The sequence below is a fragment of the Methanotorris formicicus Mc-S-70 genome, from assembly GCF_000243455.1.
Lineage (GTDB): Archaea > AGJL01 > Methanococci > Methanococcales > Methanococcaceae > Methanotorris > Methanotorris formicicus.
This window is the reverse complement of the sequence record NZ_AGJL01000028.1, coordinates 1-24,459: the sequence shown is the minus strand read 5'-3', so window position 1 is coordinate 24,459 and position 24,459 is coordinate 1. Positions and strand designations below refer to the sequence as shown.

At 30.6% G+C, this 24,459-nt stretch carries 23 protein-coding genes and 1 pseudogene; 9 read left to right on the top strand and 15 right to left on the bottom strand.

Going from position 1 to position 24,459, the window contains the following annotated elements:
- Positions 1-150 precede the first annotated feature (150 nt).
- The 10 genes and pseudogenes from METFODRAFT_RS11840 to METFODRAFT_RS05820 form a co-directional block, all read right to left on the bottom strand.
- Positions 151-1,697, bottom strand: a pseudogene (locus METFODRAFT_RS11840) (MBL fold metallo-hydrolase RNA specificity domain-containing protein).
- A gap of 13 nt (positions 1,698-1,710) precedes the next feature.
- Positions 1,711-3,027 (bottom strand): McrC family protein, encoded by a 1,317-nt coding sequence (locus METFODRAFT_RS05860; protein WP_007044637.1) that lies wholly within the window; start codon positions 3,025-3,027, stop codon positions 1,711-1,713.
- Positions 3,024-6,416 (bottom strand): McrB family protein, encoded by a 3,393-nt coding sequence (locus METFODRAFT_RS05855; protein ID WP_007044636.1) that lies wholly within the window; start codon positions 6,414-6,416, stop codon positions 3,024-3,026. The genes METFODRAFT_RS05860 and METFODRAFT_RS05855 overlap by 4 nt, the downstream gene beginning before the upstream one ends.
- Before the next feature lie 38 nt (positions 6,417-6,454).
- Positions 6,455-8,167, bottom strand: coding sequence for a hypothetical protein (locus METFODRAFT_RS05850; RefSeq protein ID WP_007044635.1), 1,713 nt, complete (start codon positions 8,165-8,167; stop codon positions 6,455-6,457).
- Positions 8,133-8,324, bottom strand: coding sequence for a hypothetical protein (locus tag METFODRAFT_RS05845; protein ID WP_048115663.1), 192 nt, complete (start codon positions 8,322-8,324; stop codon positions 8,133-8,135). Before METFODRAFT_RS05845 ends, METFODRAFT_RS05850 begins: the two co-directional genes overlap by 35 nt.
- A 12-nt stretch (positions 8,325-8,336) precedes the next feature.
- Positions 8,337-8,636, bottom strand: coding sequence for a hypothetical protein (locus METFODRAFT_RS05840; RefSeq protein WP_141564072.1), 300 nt, complete (start codon positions 8,634-8,636; stop codon positions 8,337-8,339).
- A gap of 9 nt (positions 8,637-8,645) precedes the next feature.
- A complete protein-coding gene (locus METFODRAFT_RS05835; protein ID WP_007044632.1) occupies positions 8,646-8,957 on the bottom strand; it encodes an NINE protein in 312 nt (103 codons plus the stop codon).
- 11 nt (positions 8,958-8,968) lie between these two features.
- Positions 8,969-10,048, bottom strand: a complete 1,080-nt coding sequence (locus METFODRAFT_RS05830; RefSeq protein WP_007044631.1) for a class II glutamine amidotransferase — start codon at positions 10,046-10,048, stop codon at positions 8,969-8,971.
- Positions 10,041-10,415, bottom strand: a complete 375-nt coding sequence (locus METFODRAFT_RS05825) for a gamma-glutamylcyclotransferase family protein (protein WP_007044630.1) — start codon at positions 10,413-10,415, stop codon at positions 10,041-10,043. The genes METFODRAFT_RS05830 and METFODRAFT_RS05825 overlap by 8 nt, the downstream gene beginning before the upstream one ends.
- Positions 10,416-10,520: 105 nt before the next feature.
- On the bottom strand, positions 10,521-11,066 hold the full coding sequence (locus METFODRAFT_RS05820; RefSeq protein ID WP_007044629.1) for a hypothetical protein: 546 nt from the start codon (positions 11,064-11,066) through the stop codon (positions 10,521-10,523).
- A 106-nt stretch (positions 11,067-11,172) separates the two neighbouring features.
- On the opposite strand from METFODRAFT_RS05820, the gene METFODRAFT_RS05815 reads away from it, so the two are divergent.
- The 8 genes from METFODRAFT_RS05815 (at position 11,173) to METFODRAFT_RS05780 (ending at position 17,227) form a co-directional block, all read left to right on the top strand.
- Entirely contained in the window at positions 11,173-12,165 is a 993-nt protein-coding gene (locus METFODRAFT_RS05815) for an HFX_2341 family transcriptional regulator domain-containing protein (RefSeq protein ID WP_007044628.1), read from the top strand.
- Positions 12,166-12,186: 21 nt separating this feature from the next.
- Positions 12,187-12,624, top strand: coding sequence for an alpha-ribazole phosphatase CobZ (gene cobZ, locus METFODRAFT_RS05810; RefSeq protein WP_007044627.1), 438 nt, complete (start codon positions 12,187-12,189; stop codon positions 12,622-12,624).
- Between the two features lie 63 nt (positions 12,625-12,687).
- Positions 12,688-12,981 carry a histone family protein gene (locus METFODRAFT_RS05805; RefSeq protein ID WP_007044626.1) on the top strand — a complete coding sequence of 98 codons (294 nt, stop codon included), beginning with the start codon at positions 12,688-12,690 and terminating at the stop codon, positions 12,979-12,981.
- 115 nt (positions 12,982-13,096) lie between these two features.
- A complete protein-coding gene (gene purQ / locus METFODRAFT_RS05800; RefSeq protein ID WP_007044625.1) occupies positions 13,097-13,792 on the top strand; it encodes a phosphoribosylformylglycinamidine synthase I in 696 nt (231 codons plus the stop codon).
- 145 nt (positions 13,793-13,937) lie between these two features.
- Positions 13,938-15,152, top strand: coding sequence for a CBS domain-containing protein (locus METFODRAFT_RS05795; RefSeq protein WP_007044624.1), 1,215 nt, complete (start codon positions 13,938-13,940; stop codon positions 15,150-15,152).
- Positions 15,153-15,223: 71 nt separating this feature from the next.
- Positions 15,224-15,673, top strand: coding sequence for an aspartate carbamoyltransferase regulatory subunit (gene pyrI / locus METFODRAFT_RS05790; protein WP_007044623.1), 450 nt, complete (start codon positions 15,224-15,226; stop codon positions 15,671-15,673).
- Between the two features lie 45 nt (positions 15,674-15,718).
- Positions 15,719-16,102: a DUF126 domain-containing protein gene (locus METFODRAFT_RS05785; RefSeq protein WP_007044622.1), complete on the top strand. Its 384-nt coding sequence runs from the start codon at positions 15,719-15,721 to the stop codon at positions 16,100-16,102.
- Positions 16,103-16,207: 105 nt separating this feature from the next.
- Entirely contained in the window at positions 16,208-17,227 is a 1,020-nt protein-coding gene (locus METFODRAFT_RS05780) for an NOG1 family protein (RefSeq protein ID WP_007044621.1), read from the top strand.
- Here the strand turns inward: METFODRAFT_RS05780 and METFODRAFT_RS05775 are convergent.
- From METFODRAFT_RS05775 to METFODRAFT_RS05755, 5 genes are read right to left on the bottom strand one after another with little or no spacing between them, the layout of a single operon-like run.
- Positions 17,217-18,335, bottom strand: a complete 1,119-nt coding sequence (locus tag METFODRAFT_RS05775) for an oligosaccharide repeat unit polymerase family protein (protein WP_007044620.1) — start codon at positions 18,333-18,335, stop codon at positions 17,217-17,219. The two genes, METFODRAFT_RS05780 and METFODRAFT_RS05775, sit on opposite strands and share 11 nt — an antisense overlap.
- Positions 18,326-19,075 carry a TrmB family transcriptional regulator sugar-binding domain-containing protein gene (locus tag METFODRAFT_RS05770; protein ID WP_007044619.1) on the bottom strand — a complete coding sequence of 250 codons (750 nt, stop codon included), beginning with the start codon at positions 19,073-19,075 and terminating at the stop codon, positions 18,326-18,328. The genes METFODRAFT_RS05775 and METFODRAFT_RS05770 overlap by 10 nt, the downstream gene beginning before the upstream one ends.
- A 12-nt stretch (positions 19,076-19,087) precedes the next feature.
- Positions 19,088-19,999, bottom strand: coding sequence for a signal peptide peptidase SppA (gene sppA, locus METFODRAFT_RS05765; protein WP_007044618.1), 912 nt, complete (start codon positions 19,997-19,999; stop codon positions 19,088-19,090).
- Between the two features lie 21 nt (positions 20,000-20,020).
- Positions 20,021-20,782 (bottom strand): TatD family hydrolase, encoded by a 762-nt coding sequence (locus METFODRAFT_RS05760; protein ID WP_007044617.1) that lies wholly within the window; start codon positions 20,780-20,782, stop codon positions 20,021-20,023.
- Positions 20,775-23,864, bottom strand: coding sequence for a hypothetical protein (locus METFODRAFT_RS05755; RefSeq protein WP_007044616.1), 3,090 nt, complete (start codon positions 23,862-23,864; stop codon positions 20,775-20,777). Before METFODRAFT_RS05755 ends, METFODRAFT_RS05760 begins: the two co-directional genes overlap by 8 nt.
- A 256-nt stretch (positions 23,865-24,120) precedes the next feature.
- Between METFODRAFT_RS05755 and METFODRAFT_RS05750 the strand changes: the two genes are divergently transcribed.
- Positions 24,121-24,390, top strand: a complete 270-nt coding sequence (locus METFODRAFT_RS05750; RefSeq protein ID WP_245528925.1) for a hypothetical protein — start codon at positions 24,121-24,123, stop codon at positions 24,388-24,390.
- The last annotated feature ends 69 nt before the right edge of the window (positions 24,391-24,459 follow it).

The window sequence follows — 24,459 nt, the reverse complement described above, 5'->3', positions numbered from 1 at the left end:
ATAGCAATGGTATCAAACTGTATAGAATATTTAAGCCACAAATATGGATTATCATTCTATGAAGTGATTAAAGAGTGCAGTAAAGAACTAATAAAGAAAGGATTCTCGTAATCACACTGTCAGTAAACTAAAGTTCATTAACAACTATAATTATTTTTTACAGTCCCAATTTTTTCCATTATCTAAAATTATTGCCTTATCTTCAAACATCGACTTAAAAAATCCTGGATTTTCAGTATGTACTGGAATAATGTAATCTGGACTTATTTTATCTATAACTTTTATCAATTCTTCTTTTGAAATATGTCCTGAAGTATGTAATCCCTTCTCAAAAATTGGTCTTCCATTCTCATCAACACTAAAACCATGAATTTCAAAACCAAAATGTTTAAGCCAATTCCACAACCTTAAAAAACTAAATTCCTGCTCTTCACCAAATGCCTCACTCGAAGAGTAAATATAGACACCACCATTTGGATTAACATCTAATAAGTGAGACATATCATAGAACGAAAAACATAAAATATAGTTTTCTTGGTTATTCCTAATTTCGAATGGTGAAATGGAATATTCACCATACAAGTTCAAAACTTCCTCTTCCCATTTTTGCTGCGAATTTTTAAAATTTGTGTAAATTTTTACATTCTCATCAATTATGTCAATGCCAGCAACTTTTTTCAAAGCATTTAAGAAGTAAGCATCCTTAGTAGTAATAACTAAGTCCCTACCAGTTTTTTTAGCAATTTCTTTGAATATTTCCAATCTCTCAAAATTTCTTGGTGAGAAGTCAGCAATTACTAACCATTTAGCATCTTCAACAATTTTTAAAGAATTATTATAAACATCCTCTTCAGTAATGTTTATATCATTATTCCTATTAACCCTCGTTCCTTCAGTAATTAAAACACTCGCATTTTTAGCCTCTTTAATGAATTTTTTTGTTTTGTCTTTATTTTTACCATGACATCTAAAATCACCAGTGTAAGCAAGGCAAACATCTCCCTCAACGACATAACCAACAGCCCCATAGATTGAATGGTCAATGTTAAATGCCTTAATTTCAAAGCCAAAATCCTCTTCATCAAGAGTTTTAACATCATTTGGTTCAATCCTTCTTACTCTTGAAGATGAATCTGCCCCGGTCTGTAGAAGGCAAATTCTTTAATCTCATTGTTATCTTCTGTAAGAATAATTTTTCTTGAAGAATAGGGTATTTTCTTGCTTCTCTCTGATTCAAGGATATAGCCGTTTTCATCTTTTGGCTTTTTAACACTATAATATGGTAAATCCATTCCTAAGTGGTTGTTAATTGAAGTATCCCTTAATGCTTTAAGAATTGTTATTGTTATTGGAGAAGCTACTATTGGAATCTCTTCATTAAGAATGGCAATGTTTCCAACATGGTCAAGGTGTGCATGGCTTATTAGAACCGCGTTAATAGGGATTTTTGGATATTGGGAAATGTCTAAATCCTTTGGGATTAAATCTTTTCTATAAATGTTTAGTTTTGGTATTAAATTGAGATGCCATAAATCATGGATTCCTCTTGCAGTTCTCTCACTGAGGTATTCCTCATAATATTTTGAATATTTAGCAAAGTTCATCCCAAAATCTAAGAATAATCCATTTCCATTCTCTTCTATATGTATTTTATTCCCTCCAATAGTGTCAGCCCCATCATAAATGGTTATTTTCATCTCAACCCCTCCCCTATTGTTCAATTAGTTCTTCAACACACTTTATAAACTCTTCATCAACTCCGTCTCCTTCAATTAATTTTTCAAGGTTGTAGGTTAATACATACAGCTTTATTTCATTATCAAAGAATGTTGCCTCTCCAATTTTTGTTTTACTATCAAAATTATTATAGTTTTTAGATTTTGGGAAGATTAAGACAGCATTAATATTTCTATTATCTTTTGAGTAGTATTTTGCATAAGTATAAACTTGTCTTAGTATATCAGGTGATATTGTTGGCTTTCCATTTTCTTCATTGATTTTTACATATTTTGCATCTAAAACTAATAATGGCTTGTTATTTTTATAAATAACATAATCTGGTCTTTGTTCTACATTTTTAATTCCTTCAACATGACTAAATAAGTTAAATTTACTTTGATATTTTATTTCAAATTCCAAACTCTTTGATAATATTGAACAAATAAACTTTTCAAACAAATCATTCATATCTACAAAGAATCCAATGGCATCCTCTCCCTCAACTTCTCCAAATGCTGATAAGATAATTTTGGCTAAATTAAACGGCTTTTTAAATCTCTCATTCAACCGAGTAAAATGCACTCTTTTAAAATCATGAATATTGATTTTTCTTAGGTTAATACCATCAAAGATTAGCATTAACTCACTTAGAAGTTTTTTATTTATTTGCCATTTCGTCTTTTTTATAGAAATATATGTTGTATAATAAAATATTTGGTTTAAAAGGTTGTTTTCAGTGAATTCATGATACTCTATAGAGAATTTATACCTTTGATGTGGTAGTTTTCTTATTTGCTTATCAACCAATAATTTTCCCTTTAAAAATTTTTTCTCTTCTCTAACCTTTATATATTCTCTATAAAATCCTCTTTCAATCTCATTTAATAAGGAAGAGGCAAATAGGTAAATGAAAACTTCATAAATGGTTGGAGTTTGGGCAACATCTTTAACTTTTGCTAATTCTTGCTCTTTAATGTTTAAGTTGTCTGCAAAGTTCATCATTTTTATAAAGGCAATGATTTTATCCCTATCTTCATAATCGCTCTCTTCAAAAACTTTTGGCAATACTTGAATAACTTTGTTATCAACTGCTACAAAACCAACATAATGTTTTGCTTTTATTTTGTCATAATAAATCTTAAATATGCTATCATCTTCTTTATCTTCACTATCTCCTACAGTTAAATTATTTCTTTTATTTATTGTTTTAAAGAGTCCAATAAACTTATTTTTACTTAAATTTAATTCTTCTTTTAATTTTTCAAAACTTATAGATTGATGCTCATAAAAAGTAATTAAATTACTCATTCCCCTCCCCTATTTTGGTTATTTTGGATTATACTTTTTAGAGCTTCAATAAACTCATTCCCCTCAAGTTTTTTGATTTTATAATTGTTACTATCTACAAACTTTTCTCCAAGAACTTGTTTTAATCCCTCAAAATCACCATAGAAGTATTCTTCTAACAATGGAATAATCTCATGATACCAAACAAACCATAAATCTTCAAAATTTTCAACATTTAGGAAGTATGAATGCCCAATTCTATGGTCTTTATCTTTTAATTCAACAATTTTTTTGTTTATAGATTTTAATAACTCTGCTAAATTAATTCCTCCAATTTCTTTGTTTATTTTATCATAATTCGGCTCAATTTCTAAGAATCCAAATCTTCTCCTTAAAGCAATATCTAATAAGGCAATACTCCTATCTGCTGTATTCATCGTTCCAATAATGTATAAGTTTGGTGGAACTACAAACGGCTCTTTTGAATATGGTAATGTTGCTATAATTTCATTCTTTTCAGTTAATCTTTTATCTTTCTCTAAGAGTGTTATTAATTCCCCTAAAATGTTTGATATATTCCCTCTGTTTATTTCATCAATTATTAGGCAGTATTTTGGTGCTTTTTCAAAATCTTTTTTTGTTAATTCTTTATTTTTAATTGCATTTATTACTTTTTGTTTTATTTCCTCGTAAGTTAAATTTTCATTTTTAGTAGTGTTAAAATTAATATTACTGACAGTTGTATTTCCATTATTTTCTTTATTCTTCAAAGCCCCATAAATTGCTAAAATACACATTCTTTTAAATATTCCATCTTCAACATCATAAATAATATTTCCATTTTCATCATTTTTTGGTTTTAATCCCTCAATAAACTCCTCATAGGAATAAGATTGGTGGAATGTTATAAATCCATATCTATTTTTATTATCTTCAGTTTTTTCTTTAACATAATCGCTTGCTAACCATGTTTTTCCAGTTCCCGGGACACCATAAAGGATTATTTGCCCTTTCTTTTCTAAAATTTTATCTATTTTTTCTTTTAGTTCTTCTGGAATAGATTCACCTCCATTATCTTCAGTTTCATTATCTTCCTCATTTAGTATTCTTTCAAAAATCTTTGCAAACTTGTTCCAATTAAGTTTTTCCAATGTATATCTTACCAAACCAACATCTTCAACACCAATCCCTTCTGGATTATACTTCCAGAATTCTACTTTTCTTGAATGGTTATAGTCAGAAGGCACATTATTATTTAAATATTCATAATCTCCAATAATCTTACAAATTCCAACTACTTTTGATGCTCCATTCTTTAAAATAACAATATCTCCAACATCCATATCTTTATAGAAATTTAATAACATCCTTGGGACATGTTTTATATCTTTATTTTTATACTCTTCCAGATATTTTTCTTTTATGAAATTTCTAATAATATCCTCCAAATCCTTCCTTTTCTTCTCTTTTATATTAGATAATATATTAGACAAATCCCCAATCTTTCCCCAACCAATATATATTCTCTTATTTTTATAAAATTCTTCCAAATATTCTGCATTTTCTCCAGGAAATAATTGCCAAACTTTTACTTTATCAAAAAAGTTAAACATTATGTCGATTTCTAAGTTTATAAATCCATCTGGAAATTCTGATAACTTTCTTACAATTTCTTTATATCTTTGCTTTAACATTTCAAATGCTTCTTTAAATTCATTGTAATTATATTCTTCAAAATCATAAAATTCTTTTAAAATGTTTCGAGAACAAGTATTCATAATAGGTTCTTTTTCAATATGTAATTTTCCGTATAATTCTCCAAAGATATTATATAACTGGTTTTTTAATCTTGATTTTCTATATTTTTCAACACTATCTTTATTAAATTCATAAATTAAATTGTATGTTTTTTCTATCCATGCATTTTTGAATTCATTAGAGTTTTTTACTTCAACAATAATATCTATGAATTCCTTAAGTTTTTCTTTAGATGCTCCATTTATAAAACCCTTAAATACACCAATATTTCCACACGCAAATATTAGTCTGTTTTTACTAATGAACATGCTTTTAATAAGTTCTCTTGCGTTTTCTTCATAAATTTCTAGTTTTTCGATAACTTTTTCAATTTCTTTCTTATTTTTTAACCACCAATTGGACTCTTCATCATAGGTTAAATCATAATGTGGATATTTTTTGCCTGCAAACTTAACAAAGTTCTTCCAGAGTTTTAACCTTTTTTCTAATTCTGATATTTTATTTTCTTTAACTTTAACTGTCATACTCTCCCCTCCATCAAATTTTGATAAATAATAAGCAACTTCCAACATTGAATCAATTCCAAGTTCTTTTCTAATCTTATTTGCAGTTTTCATAAATTGTTTGAAATCTTCTACATTTTTACTCTTTGCTCCTACAAATCTATTTATATTAATTTCATTTCTAAGAGAATCTGGAATAGTTTTTTCCCAAGTTGGCATAAAATATTTATAGTTTAGAATTGTTGATAGAACAGTTAATAAAGTAGTGGCAACTCTCTTAATCTCTCCACTACTACGTATTTTATCAATCTTCTCTCCAAATTTATCAATCATCTCATCAAAATTATCATCATCCGTATTAATTGCAATTTCTAAAACCTTTTTAACCAATTCATGGTTAATACTTTCCAATGTCAAATCGGAATTTAATTTGGAATAATTAAATAATTCTAAACTTGTAAGTTTTTCTTTTAATTTTTTAACTTCTTCCTCGGTTAAATCCTTATCTTTTATATTCGAAAGGATTTCCTTTACCTCTTCAATAATATTTATAAAATCTTTTTTCTTTTTCCATTCATCTTTATACTCATTCCTCAAAGTTTCTAAAATCTCCTTAAATCTTTCTTCATTTATCATACCCATCCCTCCCCCAAACTCTTCAAAAAATTCTTTTAATGGCGGCAATAGTTTTTCATATGCTCTAATCATCGAATTTACTGCCCATTCAACAGCATCATCATTTAACTCTGAATATAATCTATACACAGAAATCCATTTCCAAAATCTGAAATGTTTGATTTCCAATTGCTCATTTTCCTCTACAGTTAAATCTTCAAAATTAACTCTTTCTCTTAAAAATTCAAATATTTTTTGGTTAATAATTTTGTTTTTTATTGGACATTCCAAATGCAAACCAACTAACAGTTTTATTTGATTGGTCTTTTTATCTTTTTCAACTAACCATTCAAAATGAACTCTACCATGCGTAATACTCGAAATTTCTTCAGGTAGGTATAATTGTCTAAAGAAACCTCTTTTTCCACATTTATGAACTGACTTTAACTGATTCTTCAAAATACCCAAACTTCTTTTATTCACTACTTCTAAAAACCTTCTTCCAACAATTTCTAAAAACTCCCTTTCCTCCATAATGACCCCCTACTATAAAAATTTATCATAAAAATTGTTTATTTTATTACATAATAACAAATATCATCCAAATCATAAAACACATTGTCATCATCATCTATTGTCCACAACATACTATATTTTTCTAAAATTTGACTTATGTCCTCCAAATTTTCAACAAATTCCTTTAACCTATCCATATTGCTATAAAACTCATCCCTCCCAGAACATTCAAAAAATTCCCTAATAATCCCCATTAATTTCTTATCAAAATACCTAACATTCTCCTCACATAACAACGACAGATTTTTTCTGATATTTAGCAAAGTATCAATAATATTGTATTCTTTAACATCAAATCCATCATATTTTAGAATTTTAAAGATTATATGATTAAATAAGTCATCCCTGCCCTCCTTTTTTAATTCCTCTGCGTAATCAAACATCAAACTCATTGAAGCCAAGTCCTTTATAAATTTAAACTCATATTTTCCAATACTTTCCTCTAAAAAACTATAACAATCAAAATACAATGCATCAACCATATTCCTAATTTCACTAACCAACACTTCCTTTTCTTCTTCATTTTTAGACAAGCAAGCCCTATATAGATTTGATAATGCAAAATGTAAAACTTTACACTCATTCTCTCTCATACTTACAATATCACGACATATTTTGTCAATAAATGTGTTTAATATGTTCAACCTACGAATAATTTCATTTGGAACTCCTTTGTTACTTTCAAATTTATTAGAGCGCCTAATAATCTCTGAAATAACTTTAAGTAATTCTTCAATCATTTTAACTGCATTGCAAACCTTTGAGGATAACTCACATATATCTTTAAGAGTAAGTAGTTCTTCATCACTAATTTCTTCAATATTTGACAATAAGCCAATTATATTATCAAATACTGACTTACAATGTGAATTTTTAATAGTTATAATATAATCCTCAATTTCATAAATTTTTTCTTCTAAGTTATCTAAAATTTTATTGATTTTAGAAAAATCTTCATAATTTGCACACTTAAGTTCTTTAATATACCCATATAAATTATCAATTAGCCAAAAAACTTTATTGAAATCATTTTTTATGTAATCCATATCTTTAAAAACCGATTTAACGTTTGAGTCATCATTTAACATACTATCAATCATTTTAAGTAAATCAACTCCACTATAATGCTTCCATTTATAATATTTCCTCTTATTCAAACATTCCCCACTAAAATACCCAGAATTTCCAGGTTCTTGGAATTCAACTTCCCCAACACTTTCAACATACCTTTTATTAACATCAATATCCCTAACCAACCATCCACTAAACCACTCATCATCACAAACAACCCTCTCTCCCAAATCAAAAACTCCCCCGCCGTTCAAAACATTGTCTAACCTCTCACCAACCACATCTCCCCTCAACATGAGAACATAAACTTCATTGTCATTCAAGGTAGTTTTAAACATGACGTCATCCCTAATCGCCAACTCCCAACCAAATCTTTCAGCCATTTTATAAAACTCATCAAATCTCAACTTTAATTCTTTTGGAATTATTAGTGAAACACCAACACCCATCCAATCCCTCAACCTATTCCCCAACTTAATCTCATCATCTCTCAAATCACATCTATTCCCAGCAAACCAGTTAACAACCTCCAACAACCACCCTTTAGCATGATTTCTTGTATCCAAACCCAATTTTACCATTGCAACACCCTCAACTAACTCTTCAATCTTCAAAATGTCCTTTTTGATAATAATCATAAACATCCTTCAATAATTTTACATCATACAATTCCTTTTCTGAATATTCAATTGATAAAGCGAGAATTTCATTTAAGGTCTCATTTAACGGCACTTTTTCATACTCTAAAACCTCAATAACCTCCCTATCTCTAATTCTCTCACTCCACCATCTCATAATCATCACATTCTACTCATCTCTTAGTCCCTCTTTTATACCAAGCATTATTTGCCTCAAAATATGCAAGAGTAAAGCTAAAAGTATAGCTTGTATTGGAAATAAAATGAACATGAATATTAGAAATGGTGTAACAACCTTCCAGAAATACTTCCAAGTTAAAATCTTATACACAATCCAAATTTCCAATACAATTGTTGGAATTACAGCCAAAAACCAAAACCAATAATTTCCAACAGCAGCCCCCACTATAAAACCCGCAAACGATAAAATTAATAATATAAAGAAAGTTTTTAAAGAACTCATTCCCATACTCCCACTTTATTGAAATTTATCCCCATTACACTCATCCTTACTAAAAATTATCGAATAAAGTTGGGCATTATAATCCTTTGCGGACTTGTAAGCATCATAAATGCTATATATCCACGGTATGATAAGCCAGCATGTTAATAACAATATAATCCCCTTTCCAACCCTTCTAAGATACATCTGTCCAGCTCCAGGAATTACAACACTAAGCAATACGGCAATCCCAACACTCTTTTTCTTTTGCTCATAATAGACAATTCTCTGAGTTTTATCCATATCCTTTACAAACTCTTTAATTTGCATTGCTTCCATTTCATCCATGCTATACCACCCTATTTTCTAAATAAATTAATGCAGAATCCTCTCCCTTCAAATCCAAATTCTTCAAGATTCCTATCAATCTCAGCCCTCTTTTCAGATTTGGTATAAAATGTTGCCTCCAAATCATCCCAATCAACAACATCCCTACCATCCTGCTTAATATATCCTCTATACAACAAATTCCTAACCCCAATTTTCACAACTGACTCATCATACATTATATTTGGGGATAAATGCCTAAGATTCTTAATAATATCCATTAAACTAACTCTATGTGGGCTTTCTCTAAGAATTTTTAAAATTTTCAACTCTAAATCAGTTAATCTCCTGTTAGAATAAATCATCTCCCCATTTTTAAACACCATCAACTCCCCATTCTCAAATGACTTCCAATTTTCATTACTCAAAGGATTTGTAGCAATAACAAACCCCTCCTCACTTAAATCCTTAATATCCCCCAAATTTACCACATAATCCTCATCCCTCAACTTAATCCTCCCATAAGGTGGCATTCTCTTCAAGAAATACAACTTCCTCAATCCTCTATAATCCTTATATGCAAACAAATACTCTCCATCAGAGAACAAACAATTAAATGCCCCATAGTAATTAATATCAAGTAGTATATCCAATAAATTATCAAACCCCTCCTTATCCCACTCAATCCCCCTCCTCTCAATCTGTGATAACAAATAACAAAATACATACTCTGAATCCGTTTCCCCAATTGGATAATACCCATCAAGCTCTAAATCCTCATAACCTAACAAAGTTCCATTGTGAGCAAAGGCAATCTCCTTATCATCCAATTTTCTAACAAATGGGTGAGTATTGACATAAGATTCACTTCCAGCACTTGCCTTCCTTATATGAGCAATAAATATCTTTGATTTTATCTTAGTCCATCTAACACAATTAGCTAATAATGCATCATTCATCTTAATCGGCTCTTTTATCAACCTAACAAACCCATCTGGATAAAATGCAATTCCCCAACCGTTTGGATGCTCTTCACTCCTAAGCTTAAAACTATTTAGGGAAAGTTTGACATTAACTTTTTTATTAAAGCAGATTCCTAACAATTCACACATGCCTATCCCTCATATAATCCCCATAATCTCCTGTCTTAACTAAAACTCCATAAGGTTCTGGATAAAAGTATAGCCAAGCCTCTATTTCTTTTCCAGATTCCAAAATTATTGGAACTTTCTTCCTTTTATAGCAGGTTGGATGCCCTTCAAGGCTGTCAATTCTTTCTAATGTCTCTTTGTTTACTTCATAGACCTCCCCAATAATATGGGAGATTTTTTCATCTTCAACAACATAAGGGATTATACTCGCATACATGGCGTATTTATGTTTGGTTTTTCCATTTCCTACAAATTTGCTATTTTTTAAGTAGGCTTCATGATTCCAAAAGCCTTTTCTTAAACTCCCATAGACGAACAGATACTCCATACTATCACAATTTGGTTTGTTGCTCTCATGAATAATGTAATATAGGAACTAATAAATAATACTCACTATCTTAGTAACCTTACTATGGTTACTATAATTACCATTTTATTTTCTTGATTTTGTTCTTTTTATAATATCACACTCCTCAAAATCCATATTTTTCTCCCATCTTGCTAATCTTGTAGTGCAAACTTCACATTCAATATTATAATCCTTTAAAATGTCAATTTGGCGTAAAATTGTGCTATCTAAAGTTATTGCCACAACAATTTTAAGATTATATTTTGATAGGACTTTTTTACTCACTTCTCTAAGTTTTTTCAAATTTTCTTTTTCTATATCATCATACAACCAAATTTTGTTCTTCTCTTTATTTTTGAAAAATTTGTTGGCAAGAGTAACCAACTCCTCATCTTTAACCACATAAATGCCTATCATTAGTAATGCATCCTCAAGCATACCCTCTACAGTTGGAATCCAAGTTATAATTTCACAGTTTTTTAGCTTGCATTCATTTGGAAGTCTAAAAATTGGGGTTAAAACCCACCATGGCTTATCATTCTCATGTAAAATTAGACAGTGTGTTGGGTAAATTCCATTATGTAGAAAATCTGGTCCTCCAACCATTATAAAGGCATTTGCAGAACCCATCCAACCACCCTTTGAACCTTACAATAATGCATATACACCAAAAATTATATATTACTCATTATCTAAGTAAGCTTACTATAATTACTGTTTTTACTGGGGTGATGAAATGGTGAATGATTTGGAAAAAATTAGAGGTGGGGTTCATATTGCAGTTCAGGGTTATGAAGTTGATAGAATTACTGAAGTTCCAATAATGAGGAGAGCTGAGAAGGTTTATTTAATCTGTATGAATGAAAATACCGACTCAGAAATTGGAAAAGCATTTAAAGAAATTATTATTAAAAGATTTAAAGAAAAAGGAATTAATTATGAAGTAGTATATGCAGATTTGTTTGATTTGGAGGATATTGTTCAAAAAATGAAATCTATTATAATATGTGAGAGAAGAGAATACGGGGATGTTAAATTCTATATTAATGTATCGTCTGGCTCAACAATTGGTTGTATTGCTGGAATAACTTGTGCAATGATATTAAACAAAAATAATTCAAGAATAATTCCATATTATGTAGTTCCAAAAACTGATAGTTTATCTTCTGAAGAAAAAGAGGTGTTAAAAAAAGAATATTTAAGCAAATATAATTGTCATTATCTACCAAGAACATTTGGTGTTGTAGATGCTAAGTTAATATATCCTTTTGAAGTGAATCTTCCAAGAGAGGAGTTGTTAATTTTTTTAAAATTTATTGGACGGGCAGGAGATGATGGTCTATCCATAAAAGAACTTAGTATTTTAACAAAAGAGGATTTTTTAAGAGCGAACATTAATGACAATGAGAGTATAAGAAAATTGATTGAGGTCGTGGATAGAAAGGATTATGTTAGGGATTCTGACATTAAGAGAATGAGGGATTTAGTTGTGAAGTTAAATAAGATTGTTGGTGCAGATAAGGATGATTTAAAAAAACTTATGAATTGGAGAAAAAAGAGTATGGATTCCAATAATTCCACAAAACAAAGTGATTTGGTTTGGATAAGCAAGAATGTTGTTGAAAAACTCTTAGAATGGGAATTAATAGAAAAACCAGAAAAAATAGGAAGATCAAAATACATAAAAATAAATGAAAAAGGAAAAATGCTCCTAAATTATGTTGGATAGTGTTAAGCATGAGGGATAAAAATGGAAATATTAAAAATCCTTGAAAATTTTGGAATAACTTTGGAGGATTTGGTTGGTTCTGGAATGGAACTTTGCATTTGTAGAGACGACGAAAAGGAAACCATTAAGAAAAAACTAAAAGAAATAATAACAAAGGAATTAAATAACCCAAACGTCTCTACTTTACTAATAGCGGCGATAAAGTTGGAAGAAGAAGGAAAAAAAGGCAATCTTCCATTTAATTATGATGAAGATCCCAATTACATATATGTAGATGAAGTTATTGGTATGGCAATAGCAAATGAGATTGCAGGGACAAGAGCAATATTTAACTTTAGATGGTATGATGCAAAAAAACCAGGTATTGTTGGAATCCTTGATGAAAAAGGATATATATTTTTAGACGATGCCATCGCTGGCTTAATTGCAGGATGCATGTCTAAAGTGTTTTCAGAATAACATAGCAATTAATATATAACATAAGACATATATTCCATTGAAAATTAAGTTGGAGGTTTTACTTTGATACCAAAAGGAACTATTAAAAGAATTATGAAAAAACACACAGACCTAAACATCTCATCTGAGGCTGTAGAGGAACTTGCAAATATCTTAGAAGAGATTATTGCAATTACCACAAAAACTGCAGAGGAAAATGCAAAGGCAGAAAATAGAAAAACCATAAAAGCAAGAGATATTAAAAAATGTGATGAAGAGAGGCTAAGGGAAAAGATAATAGAACTTGCCAATAGAACAGAAAAAATGAATATATTGACAAGAGAATTCCTAAATGTAATTTCATCTGAATTAGAATAAGAATATTTATTTAGAATTTAGTGATTTGTTATTCTTTCAAAAAAATTTTATGCCAAAATATAATTTAAAGCATTTAAAACAACAAAAAACCCTTAAAATTTAAGGGGTTGGAAGAATGAAGATAGCAATAACGAAGTTTTTGGGGACTAATTGTGACATGGATGTTTATCATGCTGTCAAATTGGCAGGAGGAAAACCAGAAATTGTTTGGTTCACTGAGGAGAATTTGGATAATTATGATGGCGCGGTAATTCCTGGAGGATTTTCCTATGGGGATTATTTAAGAGCAGGAGCGATTAGTGCAAGAACTCCTATAATAAATGCCTTAAGAAAGATGGTTGAAGAAGGAAAACCAGTTTTGGGCATTTGTAATGGGGCACAGATTGGTTTGGAGGCAGGATTTTCATACGGAACATTAACAAACAACTTAAATCCAAAGTTTATCTGTAAGTGGGTATATATTAGAGTAGAAAATAACAAAACACCATTCACATCCCAATACAAAAAAGGAGAAGTCTTGAAAATCCCAATTGCTCACGCTGAAGGAAGATTCTATGTCGATGAGGACACTTTGCAGGAGATGTATAAGAAGGATATGGTTGTATTTAAATATTGCGATGAATATGGAGAAGTTACTGAGGATGCAAATCCAAATGGCTCAATAGACAATATAGCAGGAGTTTGCAATGAGAATGGAAACTGTGTATTGTTAATGCCACACCCAGAAAGGGCGAGTGAGAAGATACTTGGTTCAGATGATGGTCTTAGGATGTTTAAAGGGATGCTTGAATACATAAAGAGCAGAAAATAAAGAAATGGATATTGAAATTTACCGATAAGGTTGTAAAAATTCAAAAATCCATTTTTTTCAATCTTAATTGGAGATAAGTTTAAATAGCGGAAATTTAACTAAATTATATATTGAAGAAATAAAATTTTAGTAAAGGGTGAGATATATGTTAGACGAAGCAGTAATGGAGATAGCAACAAAGGAAGTAGTTACAGTAACACCAGACACGCCAATAACAAAAGCAATAGGTATTATGGAAGAGAACCACTTCCACAACTTAGTAGTTGTTGATGAGAGGGGGGAGTTATACTTAGTAACTATGCACGATTTGTTGTTAGCCTCATCAGTGCATGAGCATGTTGGGGAGTTAATGTTTAAACCACACTGTATACACAAGGACACTCCAGTGATGGATGCGGTTTGTGAGTTAATTGAAAGTGGGCAGAGGGCAGCACCAATTGTGGATGATAAAGGTAAATTGGTGGGGATTGTAACAGATTACGACATCATGAAGAGGGCAGCGACCTCAAAAATCTTAAAGGACGTTGAAGCATCAAAAATTATGACAAGAAACCCAATAACCATACATGAAGATGAAAGCATTGGTAAGGCGAGGTCATTAATGAGAAAACACAACGTTGGAAGATTAATAGTTGTTGATGATGAAGAGAATCCAATAGGTATTGTTACAGAAGATGACATCTTAAAGAAGATTTTTAAACCAAAAAGAAGAATGACTGTTGGGGAATACTCAGGAGAGAAAACCCCAAGAATGGAGCAGCCAGTTAAGTCAATAATGAGTTCACCATTAATAACAGCGGATGTAAAGGATTCAGTTGCAGATGTTGCAAAATTGATGCAAGAGTATGACATTAGGGGGGTTCCAATAGTTAAAAATAAAATATTGAGGGGAATTGTAACAAGATTGGATATAATGAAGTATATTGCTGACTTGAAGAAAGGAGCAATGATTGAAGTTGAAATACATGGGGCATTGGATGAAGATATGAGAATATTAGCAGAAAGAATAATTGCAACAGAAGTTAGAAAAATGGTAAAACATGCAGGAAGAATCCACTGGATAAAGATAACAATAAAGAGAGAGCATGATAAAGGAGGAACACCATACTACCACATAACTGTGTATGTTAAAACACCAAATAAATTGTACGTTGGAGATGCATCACCAAAATTATCAAAGACAAAGAGATTAGAGGCAGAAGGAGAAGACGTTGGATACATATCAGAAAAACAAAGATGGGACTTCATTGAGGTTTTAAAAAATGCTTTAATATCAGTTGAGAAGCAGATAGATGCTGATAGGGAGAGATATCACCCAAGAACATTGGGTAAAAAACTTAGGGAAGAAGAGATAGAATAATTTTTCTTTCTACTTTTATTTTAAAGTTTTATCATTATGATTTTATTTTACGTAATTCATTGGTGTGTGCCATGAAAAATAGAGAACTGAAGGTAAAGCCAATACAAAACGGCACTGTTATAGATCACATCAAAAGTGGAAAGGCACTTGATGTTTACAACATCTTAAAAATAAGTGATGATTTGCCCATTATGTTGGCTATGAATGTTCCTTCAAAAAAAATGGGCAAAAAGGATATTTTAAAAATAGAGGGATTAGAACTCGATTCAGATGATGTAAATAAAATAGCCTTAATTGCTCCAGATGCAACGATAAATATCATAAGAAACGGTGTGGTTGTAGAGAAATTTAAAGTCAACATTCCAAATTACATTGAGGGACTTTTAAAATGCACGAATCCAAATTGTATAACAAATAGGGAAAACGTTGAGGGGAAATTTATCATAGAAAGCAAAAACCCATTAAAGATCAGATGCAAATACTGCGAAAAGTTCTTAAGTGCCATCATATACAAAAAATAAATTTGCTTTTTAGATTTTAATCTGTTTTTGTTTTTGAGGGATAGTATGGAATTAAAAGGAAGAAGTATATCAAAAGGAATCACAGAAGGAATAGCGATTGTATCAAAGGAACCATTCTCTTTTTTAGGGGGAGTCAATGAGGAAGGCATAATAATTGATAAGAATAGTGAACTCTATGGAGAAAGTTTAAAAAATAAGATATTCGTATTTCCTTATGGAAAGGGGAGTACTGTTGGTTCTTATGTAATTTATGGTCTTGCAAAAAGAGGGATTTTGAAAGGAATAATTAACAAAGAATGCGAGCCAATCGTAGCAACTGGGGCTATTTTAGGAAAGATTCCGCTTGTTGATAAGGTTGATATAGAAAAGATAAAGAATGGAGATAGAGTTGTTGTTGATGGGAATAGTGGAGTTGTTATAATAAAATAAGAATAACAAAACAAAAAATAACTAATCCTATTTTTAATGGATTAATAAAATTTAACAGTCCTATTTTTAATACAATTAAAAATTAAATTTATAATGGTGATTAACATGAGAAAAAAAGGAGATGCAAATCCATTTAAAAAGATGCCTACTATTTTAACCCCAGAGGAACTTATGGACAAAGCCCATAGAAGGAGCGAGAAAGTAGCAAATGAATTAAGAACCACATTGATAGGTATTCCAAGATTACCTAAATCAAGAACAATTGAGGAACAAAAGATTAGGACAATATCTTCAGTAGTTTCAGATAATCTATTAAAAATTATAGATAAAACGCCTTCAATAGATAGATTAAAGCCATTTTACAAAGAACTCGTAGAGGTTATGGTTGGAATTGATGAATTTAAAAAATCACTTGGAGCGGTGAAGTGGGCATCAGAACTTGTGAAAAAACTTGGGAATGATTATGCAAAAAAGGCAAGAAAGGCAAAGGTACCAGCAGAAGCATCAAAATATAGGAAGGAATTTGTTGGAAGAACTGCATCCATATTAAAGCAGATTTATCCTAACTTGGCATTTCTTGCTGTTGCAAGGGAGAAATTAAAAAACCTTCCAACAGTGAAGGAATTACCAACGTTGGTTATTGCTGGATATCCAAACGTTGGAAAATCAACACTTTTAAGAAAATTAACCACTGCTGAACCAGAAATTAACGCCTATCCTTTCACAACAAAGGGACTAAATGTTGGTTACATTGGAGAGGATATTCAGGTTGTTGACACACCAGGAGTTTTGGATAGACCATTGTATGAGAGGAATGACATTGAATTGCAGGCAGTTCTTGCATTGAATTATTTGGCAAACATGATATTGTTTGTCTTAGATCCAAGTGAATATTGCGGGTATAGCATAGGGGAGCAACTAAACCTATTAAAAGAGGTTAGTGATTTATTTAAGGTGCCAATAATTGTTGCAATAAACAAAATTGATTTAACTGATGAGGAGAAATTGAGGGAGATTGAAGAGAAACTTAAAGATTATAAAATAATAAAAATATCTGCAGATAAGGATATTGGACTTGATGAGTTAAAGGAAACTGTTGTCAAAGAACTTATAATTAAAAATTAAATCTATTTAAAATTGATATCTTATTTCTAATTATCTCTTTTAAGCACAACAAAAACCCAATCACATAGAACAAAACCACTTCAAAATCTAAGATACCAGTTTCAATTCCAACAAGTAAATATGCAACCATTATGGAGTAAAATCCTAAACAAACACCTTTAACTCTTTTTGCTACCTTATAGCAAAACCCCATAACTATACCAAGGATTCCAAAGTATGAGACAAGTCCTAAAATACCATAATCCATTACAACAGCGCCAAAGATTGTTGGCGTTATTGTAACTCCACTAACACCAATACTATTTGCAATTATCGTTCTTGGTCCACTTGAAGGTCCTGGAATCAAATTCCAAGATGAGAAGATTGATGTATGGATAACCCCACTAAAATAACCTGCGTAGTTTTGGATTAGGATGTCTAAGATACTCATGGTTAGGTTTATTCTTGAGGTTATGGGATTTCCTTCAACGCCAAGGACATACAACCTAAAAAATGAGAAGCCAAATAAAACCAAAAATATAAGCAAAAATAGCAATAAAACATCTCTTGTTTTTATTTTGTTTGAATAATACATACTAAATGCAGTTGCTAATAGTAAAACCATAATCTGTGTTCTATAACCCAAAAGTCCTATGAACATTGAAAATATTAAAGAATAAATAATTATCTTCTTTATATTTATTGTAGATTGTGTATTTTTAAAGATTCCATTTAGTTTTGAAGAACTTATGACTATTGCCCATCCAAGTGGAAGGAGATGGGAGAGCATAGTAAATTGAACATTCAAAAACCTTCTTGATGCAGGTTCAAACAAAGGAACTCCCCTGACCCAAATCAAATCAAGAATCGTAAAAATAACCCCAATTAGGATAAAAAATATCCCGATTTTATATCCAATATTGTGGTAATCTTTTTTAATATCAAATTCCCCCCATTTCTCACCAACTTCAAAGGAAATATAAAAAAATATTGACAAAAGTAGGACCAAAATTGACGTTGTTATTGAAACCTTAGAAACTATCAAAAACAAACAAATTAAAAACAAAAAGATATGATTAGGCTTTATTTCTAATTGGTCTATATCCAATCTAAAATCTTTTAAGACCATGTTATCAGCCTTACGTTATTAAATTTTAATTCTTTTTTATTTATCTGGTTTGTGGTTTCATTGACAACAACATAAACATCCAACCTTGATGTTGTTATGTTTTCTGGTTTCATTAAGTTATCCAAATAATCCAAATAATTCAGATCCAATTTACCATTAAAAAATGCTCCACCATAGGTAAAGTATACATAAGCATACGGTAAATTTGTGGATAAGTAATTTTTTATTCTCTGTTGTTCAGATGGGGAGTAAGTTTTTGAATCAACACCAAATACCCCATAAACATAAACATCCAAAATTGTTAGATTCTTTGGAATTTTTATTCTATCCTTCAGATTTTTAAACGAAGATGCATTTATAGGTTCCAGTTCATATTTTATTATAGTATTGCCCAACGGCATTAGTTTTATCTTGTTTGCTGCTATATCTTCTTTTGACGCCAATTTACCCCCTATAGTTATTGTTTGGTTTTTGTATATTGCAAATAAAGTACCTCCACTTGACCCAGTAACCAAAACCCTGCCCTTAAAATTTTCATTTGATGACGTCCATCTCCCCTCTATTTCCGCATACAGTGGAAAACCCTTCGCCATAATCTTATCTGCAATCCATGCACACTTATACATCTCATCTCCACTAAACTCGGTGTTGTTGCCTTTCAAGAACTTATATCCTACTGCAAGGGTTGTTGTGAGTATTGCCACAACAACCAAAATTTCCAAGAGCGTTATTTTCTTCATCAACTCCCCCCATTAATCCATAATGTATGTTTTGTATGGTAAATCTGTTTTTACTAAAATTTCGCCCAATCCCTTTCCAATTCCATAACCAAAACTATAAAGCACATTAAATAATCCAAAGTCCTCACTTTTGTATTCAACAACTTTTGGGGTTGTTATGTTTGCCAATTTTGCAGTTATGTTGATGGCATCCTCCTCTGTCCCAACCTCATCAACTAAACCAACTTTTTTAGCATCACTTCCCATATATATCTTCCCATCTGCAATTTTTAATGTCTTATTTATACTTAAGTTCCTATTCTCTGCAACCCACATTACAAAGTCCATATATGTTTCGTTTATCATCTTTTCTAAATACCTCCTCTCCTCCTCTGTCATTGGTCTGTATGGTGAAGCAATATCCTTATACTTCCCTGCCTTTATTACTGTTGTATTGATACCCAATTTTTCCATTAAGCCATAATAATGCAGAATCTCCATTTTAACCCCAATACTCCCAACAATTGAGTGTTTCTCTGCAACAATATAATCTGCTGGACATGCAGCCATATATGCCCCAGATGCTCCAATGGTTTCTATGTAAGCCACAACTGGCTTTTTTTCTGCAACTTCCTTTACCTTCCTTGCAAGTTTCTCACTTGCTATAACCTCTCCTCCAGGAGAGTTGATTTTTAAAAGAACGGCTTTTATGTTCTTGTCTTTTTCAGCCCTATCAAGTAAATCAATGTAATCTAATGCACTCATTTCCTTACGTCCAAAAATCCCAGAATCGTCAGATTTTAAAATTATTGGACCATCTATATTTATTACAGCAATATTACCACCACTAAAATCAAAATCTGAAAAAAGTACCACAATTCCCCCAACTATTAGAGCAAATATTAAAATAAATATAAAACCCACGGCAATATATAACTTCTTCATTATATCACCACATAATAAAAATTATATCCTCAAATTGAAGAATTTTTTTGCATTTTCATGTGAAACAAGATTTATAATTTCTTTATCAATATTATTTAACCTCATCTTTAACACCGTTTTTGGTACACTTAATATATCAGATGGGGCTGAGGAAGAATCGCTATCCAACAAAATCCTTTCTCCACCAAATTCCTTAACAATCTCAACAGCCTCCATTGGAGTTAATTTGCTTGGTTGGATGGTTAATCCTGCATAACATCCAATATCAAGAACATCCTTTACAGTATTTTTGTTGCAGTGGTCGATAACAATCTTTTCATTGTTTAAGTTAAGGGTGTTTATTTCCTCCATGATAATTTTTGTTACCTCTTCCTTATTTCTTCTTGGGGTATGAACTACTGCAGGTAAATCTAACGCTTTTGCCAACAACAACTGCTTTGTAAACACATCCTTTTCTTCCTTTGTTGCCTTTTCTAATCCAATCTCCCCAATTCCAACAACAACATCATTTTTAACAAAGTCCTTTATCTTTTCAATGGCATTTTCATAGTCATTTGGTATTGCCCTTGGATGAACACCAACACACACAAATAACCTCAATCCATTTTCCTTTGCTCTCTTTACATCGTTACTGATTAACCTCTCAACATGGGAAACCCATACGTCAGAGGATTTCATTTCAAATGGGTCATGAGCCAATGTTATTGCTCCATCCATACATAATGCCATCATCTCAAAATCCTCATAAGGTCTTGTGTCTGCATGTATGTGTACATCAATCATTATTTTCACCTTTTATGATATTGTTATATTTTTCCAAAATACTGTTGGTTATATCATCAAAATCACAATTATCTATAAATTTATTTAAGGTATTTACCACATCTTCAGCATATCTTTTTGATGGCGGTAGTTGGTTCAATAACCTTAATATATACATTACAAAGTCATTTTCACATTTTTCTAATGCATCTATACATTTGCATATTATATTGTCAATGTCTTCATCTTTAATAGTTAATTTTGGTATTATTGATATTAATCTTCTTTTTACAGCCCATTTTTCATCGTCAATTAAGTTTAACAGTTCTGGTAGTAACGTATTTACACCTTCATATCCCAAATTTAATAAATGCTCCACAACATTTAGCATTTCCATTTTAATTGTTGGATGTGTATCATTTAAAAACTTTTTTATTGTTGGGATGTAGTTGTTAATATCAGTTTTTGATAGTATCCATCTATTGAATAAAGAAGGTTTTTTAATCAATAGTAATCTCATCAGTCTCTCAGAATTTTTTGATACCATGAAATATCTATGATTTATTAGTTCATGAATTGTGTTGAATATAGCATTATAATTGTTATCAATAAAATTCATGATGTTTGGATTTTCTTCTTCAATAAGTTGGAGCAACGAGTCCATTACCCTAATCTTTAGCAAAATACCATCATCTTCACGTAAAAGATTTATTAGATTTAGTAAACTATCATTTTCTAAGTGTGTGATGTACTCTTCTGGGGTGTGTTCTATTAGAGCATAAACGTCTCTCCAATTTTTGTTTCTTTGAAGTATTTCACTTAAACTTAACGTATACTCTCTAATTCCAGATATAATTTCTTTTCTTTCTTTAATTAGTTGTTTAGCCTCCTCATCTCCAACTTTTTCAAGTATTTTTATTGTAAGTTGTATTATATCCTCATCTACAACATCATATACAACCATCTTTTTTAATCTATACAGAATTGTTTTAGATATTGGAAATCCAACAGTAGTATAATCTTTCAATTCCTTTAAGGCATTTTTTCGCTGAATTACCAATAATTCTCCCAACAATGTAAATAGAATATCTTCACGGTATTTAACGATTCCAGGATGTTTTGATTTTATTGTATCAACTATTTCTTTTGCAATCTCATGTTTATTGTATAATAACACCAATTCATGAAGAATATAAGCCATTTCTTTGTAATATTTGCCATTGATGAACTCCAACACTCTGTTTATTAGTTCCTCATTGTTATCCTTTATTCCTCTCTTCAATATTGTTTTTAATCTCATGAATGCACTTTTTCTTAACATAGGATTTTCAATCATACTCTGAAGAATTTTGAGTTTTTCATTGTAATTTTTATTAAAATACTCTAAGATTTCCCCCATTTCAGGAATTTTTTGTAGGATAAATTTGCACATTTTTCTTATGATGTGGCTTTTATCGATTAGGTATTTGGTTGTAATTGATGATATTAGAGCATTTTTTAACTTCTCATCTTTAAGAATTTCGGGATGTTTGTTTAACAATTCAATATAGAACATAATATACTCAAATCTAACTTCCCAATAGTAATCATCAACATACTCTAAAATATCCAAATAATCCTTTTTTGAGAAGTTCAATTCATCCAAATGATTTATAACTCTTAAAACCCAAACTGATGTCAATCTTGTTATCCACATGTTGTCTGTAAGAAGATGATTTTTTATTAAAAGGGTGTAGAGATTCACAAAATTGGGGAATAAACATGCCATATTCCCCATGAGTTTAACACTTACATTGCGACATATCCAATTACTACTATTTAGTCCATTTTTTAATTCTTTAAATATGAACTTGTATTTTGATGGATTTTTTTGTTTTAAATTTTCAATAAATTTATCATCAACACATGGATGTATGCATGAATTTAAAATATTGAATACATCTTCCCCATATAACTTTATGAGCAGTGAAATTCCCATAAAATAGCATAAAAGATGCTCCTTTATCACCTCCCCCATGTCAACATCTTCAACCAATTTTTTGATCTTATATCTAAAATCTGCTGCTTTGCATTTTTTATAGGTTAGGCTTAAAGCCCCCAATGCACAGGCCTTCAAAATAAAATTTTCTTTGAGGAATGTCTTTGCACCCTCTAAGAATTTTGAAGTGTATTTACTATTTGACATATATGATAAAATTCTCGCAAATGACAACAGTGAAATTGCCTTTATGGTTGTATATGAACTGTTTAAGTTTTCAATCAATTTCATTAAAATTCTTTCAATTTCTTCGGTATCACACAATGCTATTAAAGTATTGGCATTCTTACCAATAATAGCCACCGACAACAACTTAATCATATAATCATTATGGTTTAAAAATTCCAAAACCTTTTCTAAATCCTCACTTTTTAATGTGCTAAAATACATCTTCATAAGAACACATGCAATTTCTTCGGAATTTTGGCTATTTAAATTGTATTTACTTTTAATTCCACAAAATAATAACATATTTTTTCTATTAAAAATTAATTTTGTTTCTTTGTTGTCTAACTCTTCAAGAAGAGCGATAGAACATATTCTTAGCAGTTCATATTCTTCATATATGGATAAGGTTAGAAGTTCGGGCAACGAATCTCTAACATATTCTGGCGAAATTGTTGAAATTGCAAACAATCCCCAAATTGCTTCAACCCTATCTAAACCATTTTCTGAATATAGGTTGTTAGTAAGTTCAACAACCCTTTTCTTTATTATTTGGGGAGGAATCATGCTTAGTAGAGACTTTGCACATCTTGAAATGCTTTTATTCTCAAAATTTGCCAAGATATAAATACTTGGGATTAGTGGTTTTAATATGTGAGAGTATTTTGGCATTAATTTTCTAAGAGAACGAATCATATTTGCCCTTACAATTAGATTTTTATCATGGAGTAACATTATCATACACTCCACTCCACTACGCAATTCATTTACATCATCAACCTTGGAGAACAACAATGCCGCAGTAGATCTGTCTTTCCAATCATCTGAATTGGATAATCTGTTGATAATATTGATATTATTTGCTTGAGATTCATTGAAATTTGAATTAAAAGGTGTCATTATTTTTCACCAAATGAGGTATTATTAAACTTAAAATTATACATAAAAAATAATCTAAAATATTTTATAATATTTCTATCGTAATATATTTATAGAATTATGTAATATCAAAATACATAAAGGTTTTGATTTGTTTGCATTGACATAAAAAAAGTAAATTTTATTACTGATAGTGTGATTTAACACTATTAAAATTAAGACCAAAAATAGAAATAGGTAGTACTTAAATAACTCGTTAAAAAACGGTGAAACCTCCATGCTAGCAGCACTTAATAATATACTCACTAATTCTATAAATAGTTTAGGATTTAACTGTTCGGAGGAGTTATCTAAGTTCGCACAAGTTAGAACACTAACGCCAATAAAAACTATCAAAGCATTTTCAGAGTATGTCTCGGGAATTCACAGAACGACTATCGTTAAAAAACCTACAAAAAACTATCAGAAAATGAGTTTTGTTTGTATACTCAACTATCCAACCTTCCCGATATTTTTGATGACAATAGATTTAAATACACTGCAATAATCGATTCAACGCTACTAAGGAGATGGAGTAAAAAAGGTTNTAGTTGTCATATTCGATATAACTACATCG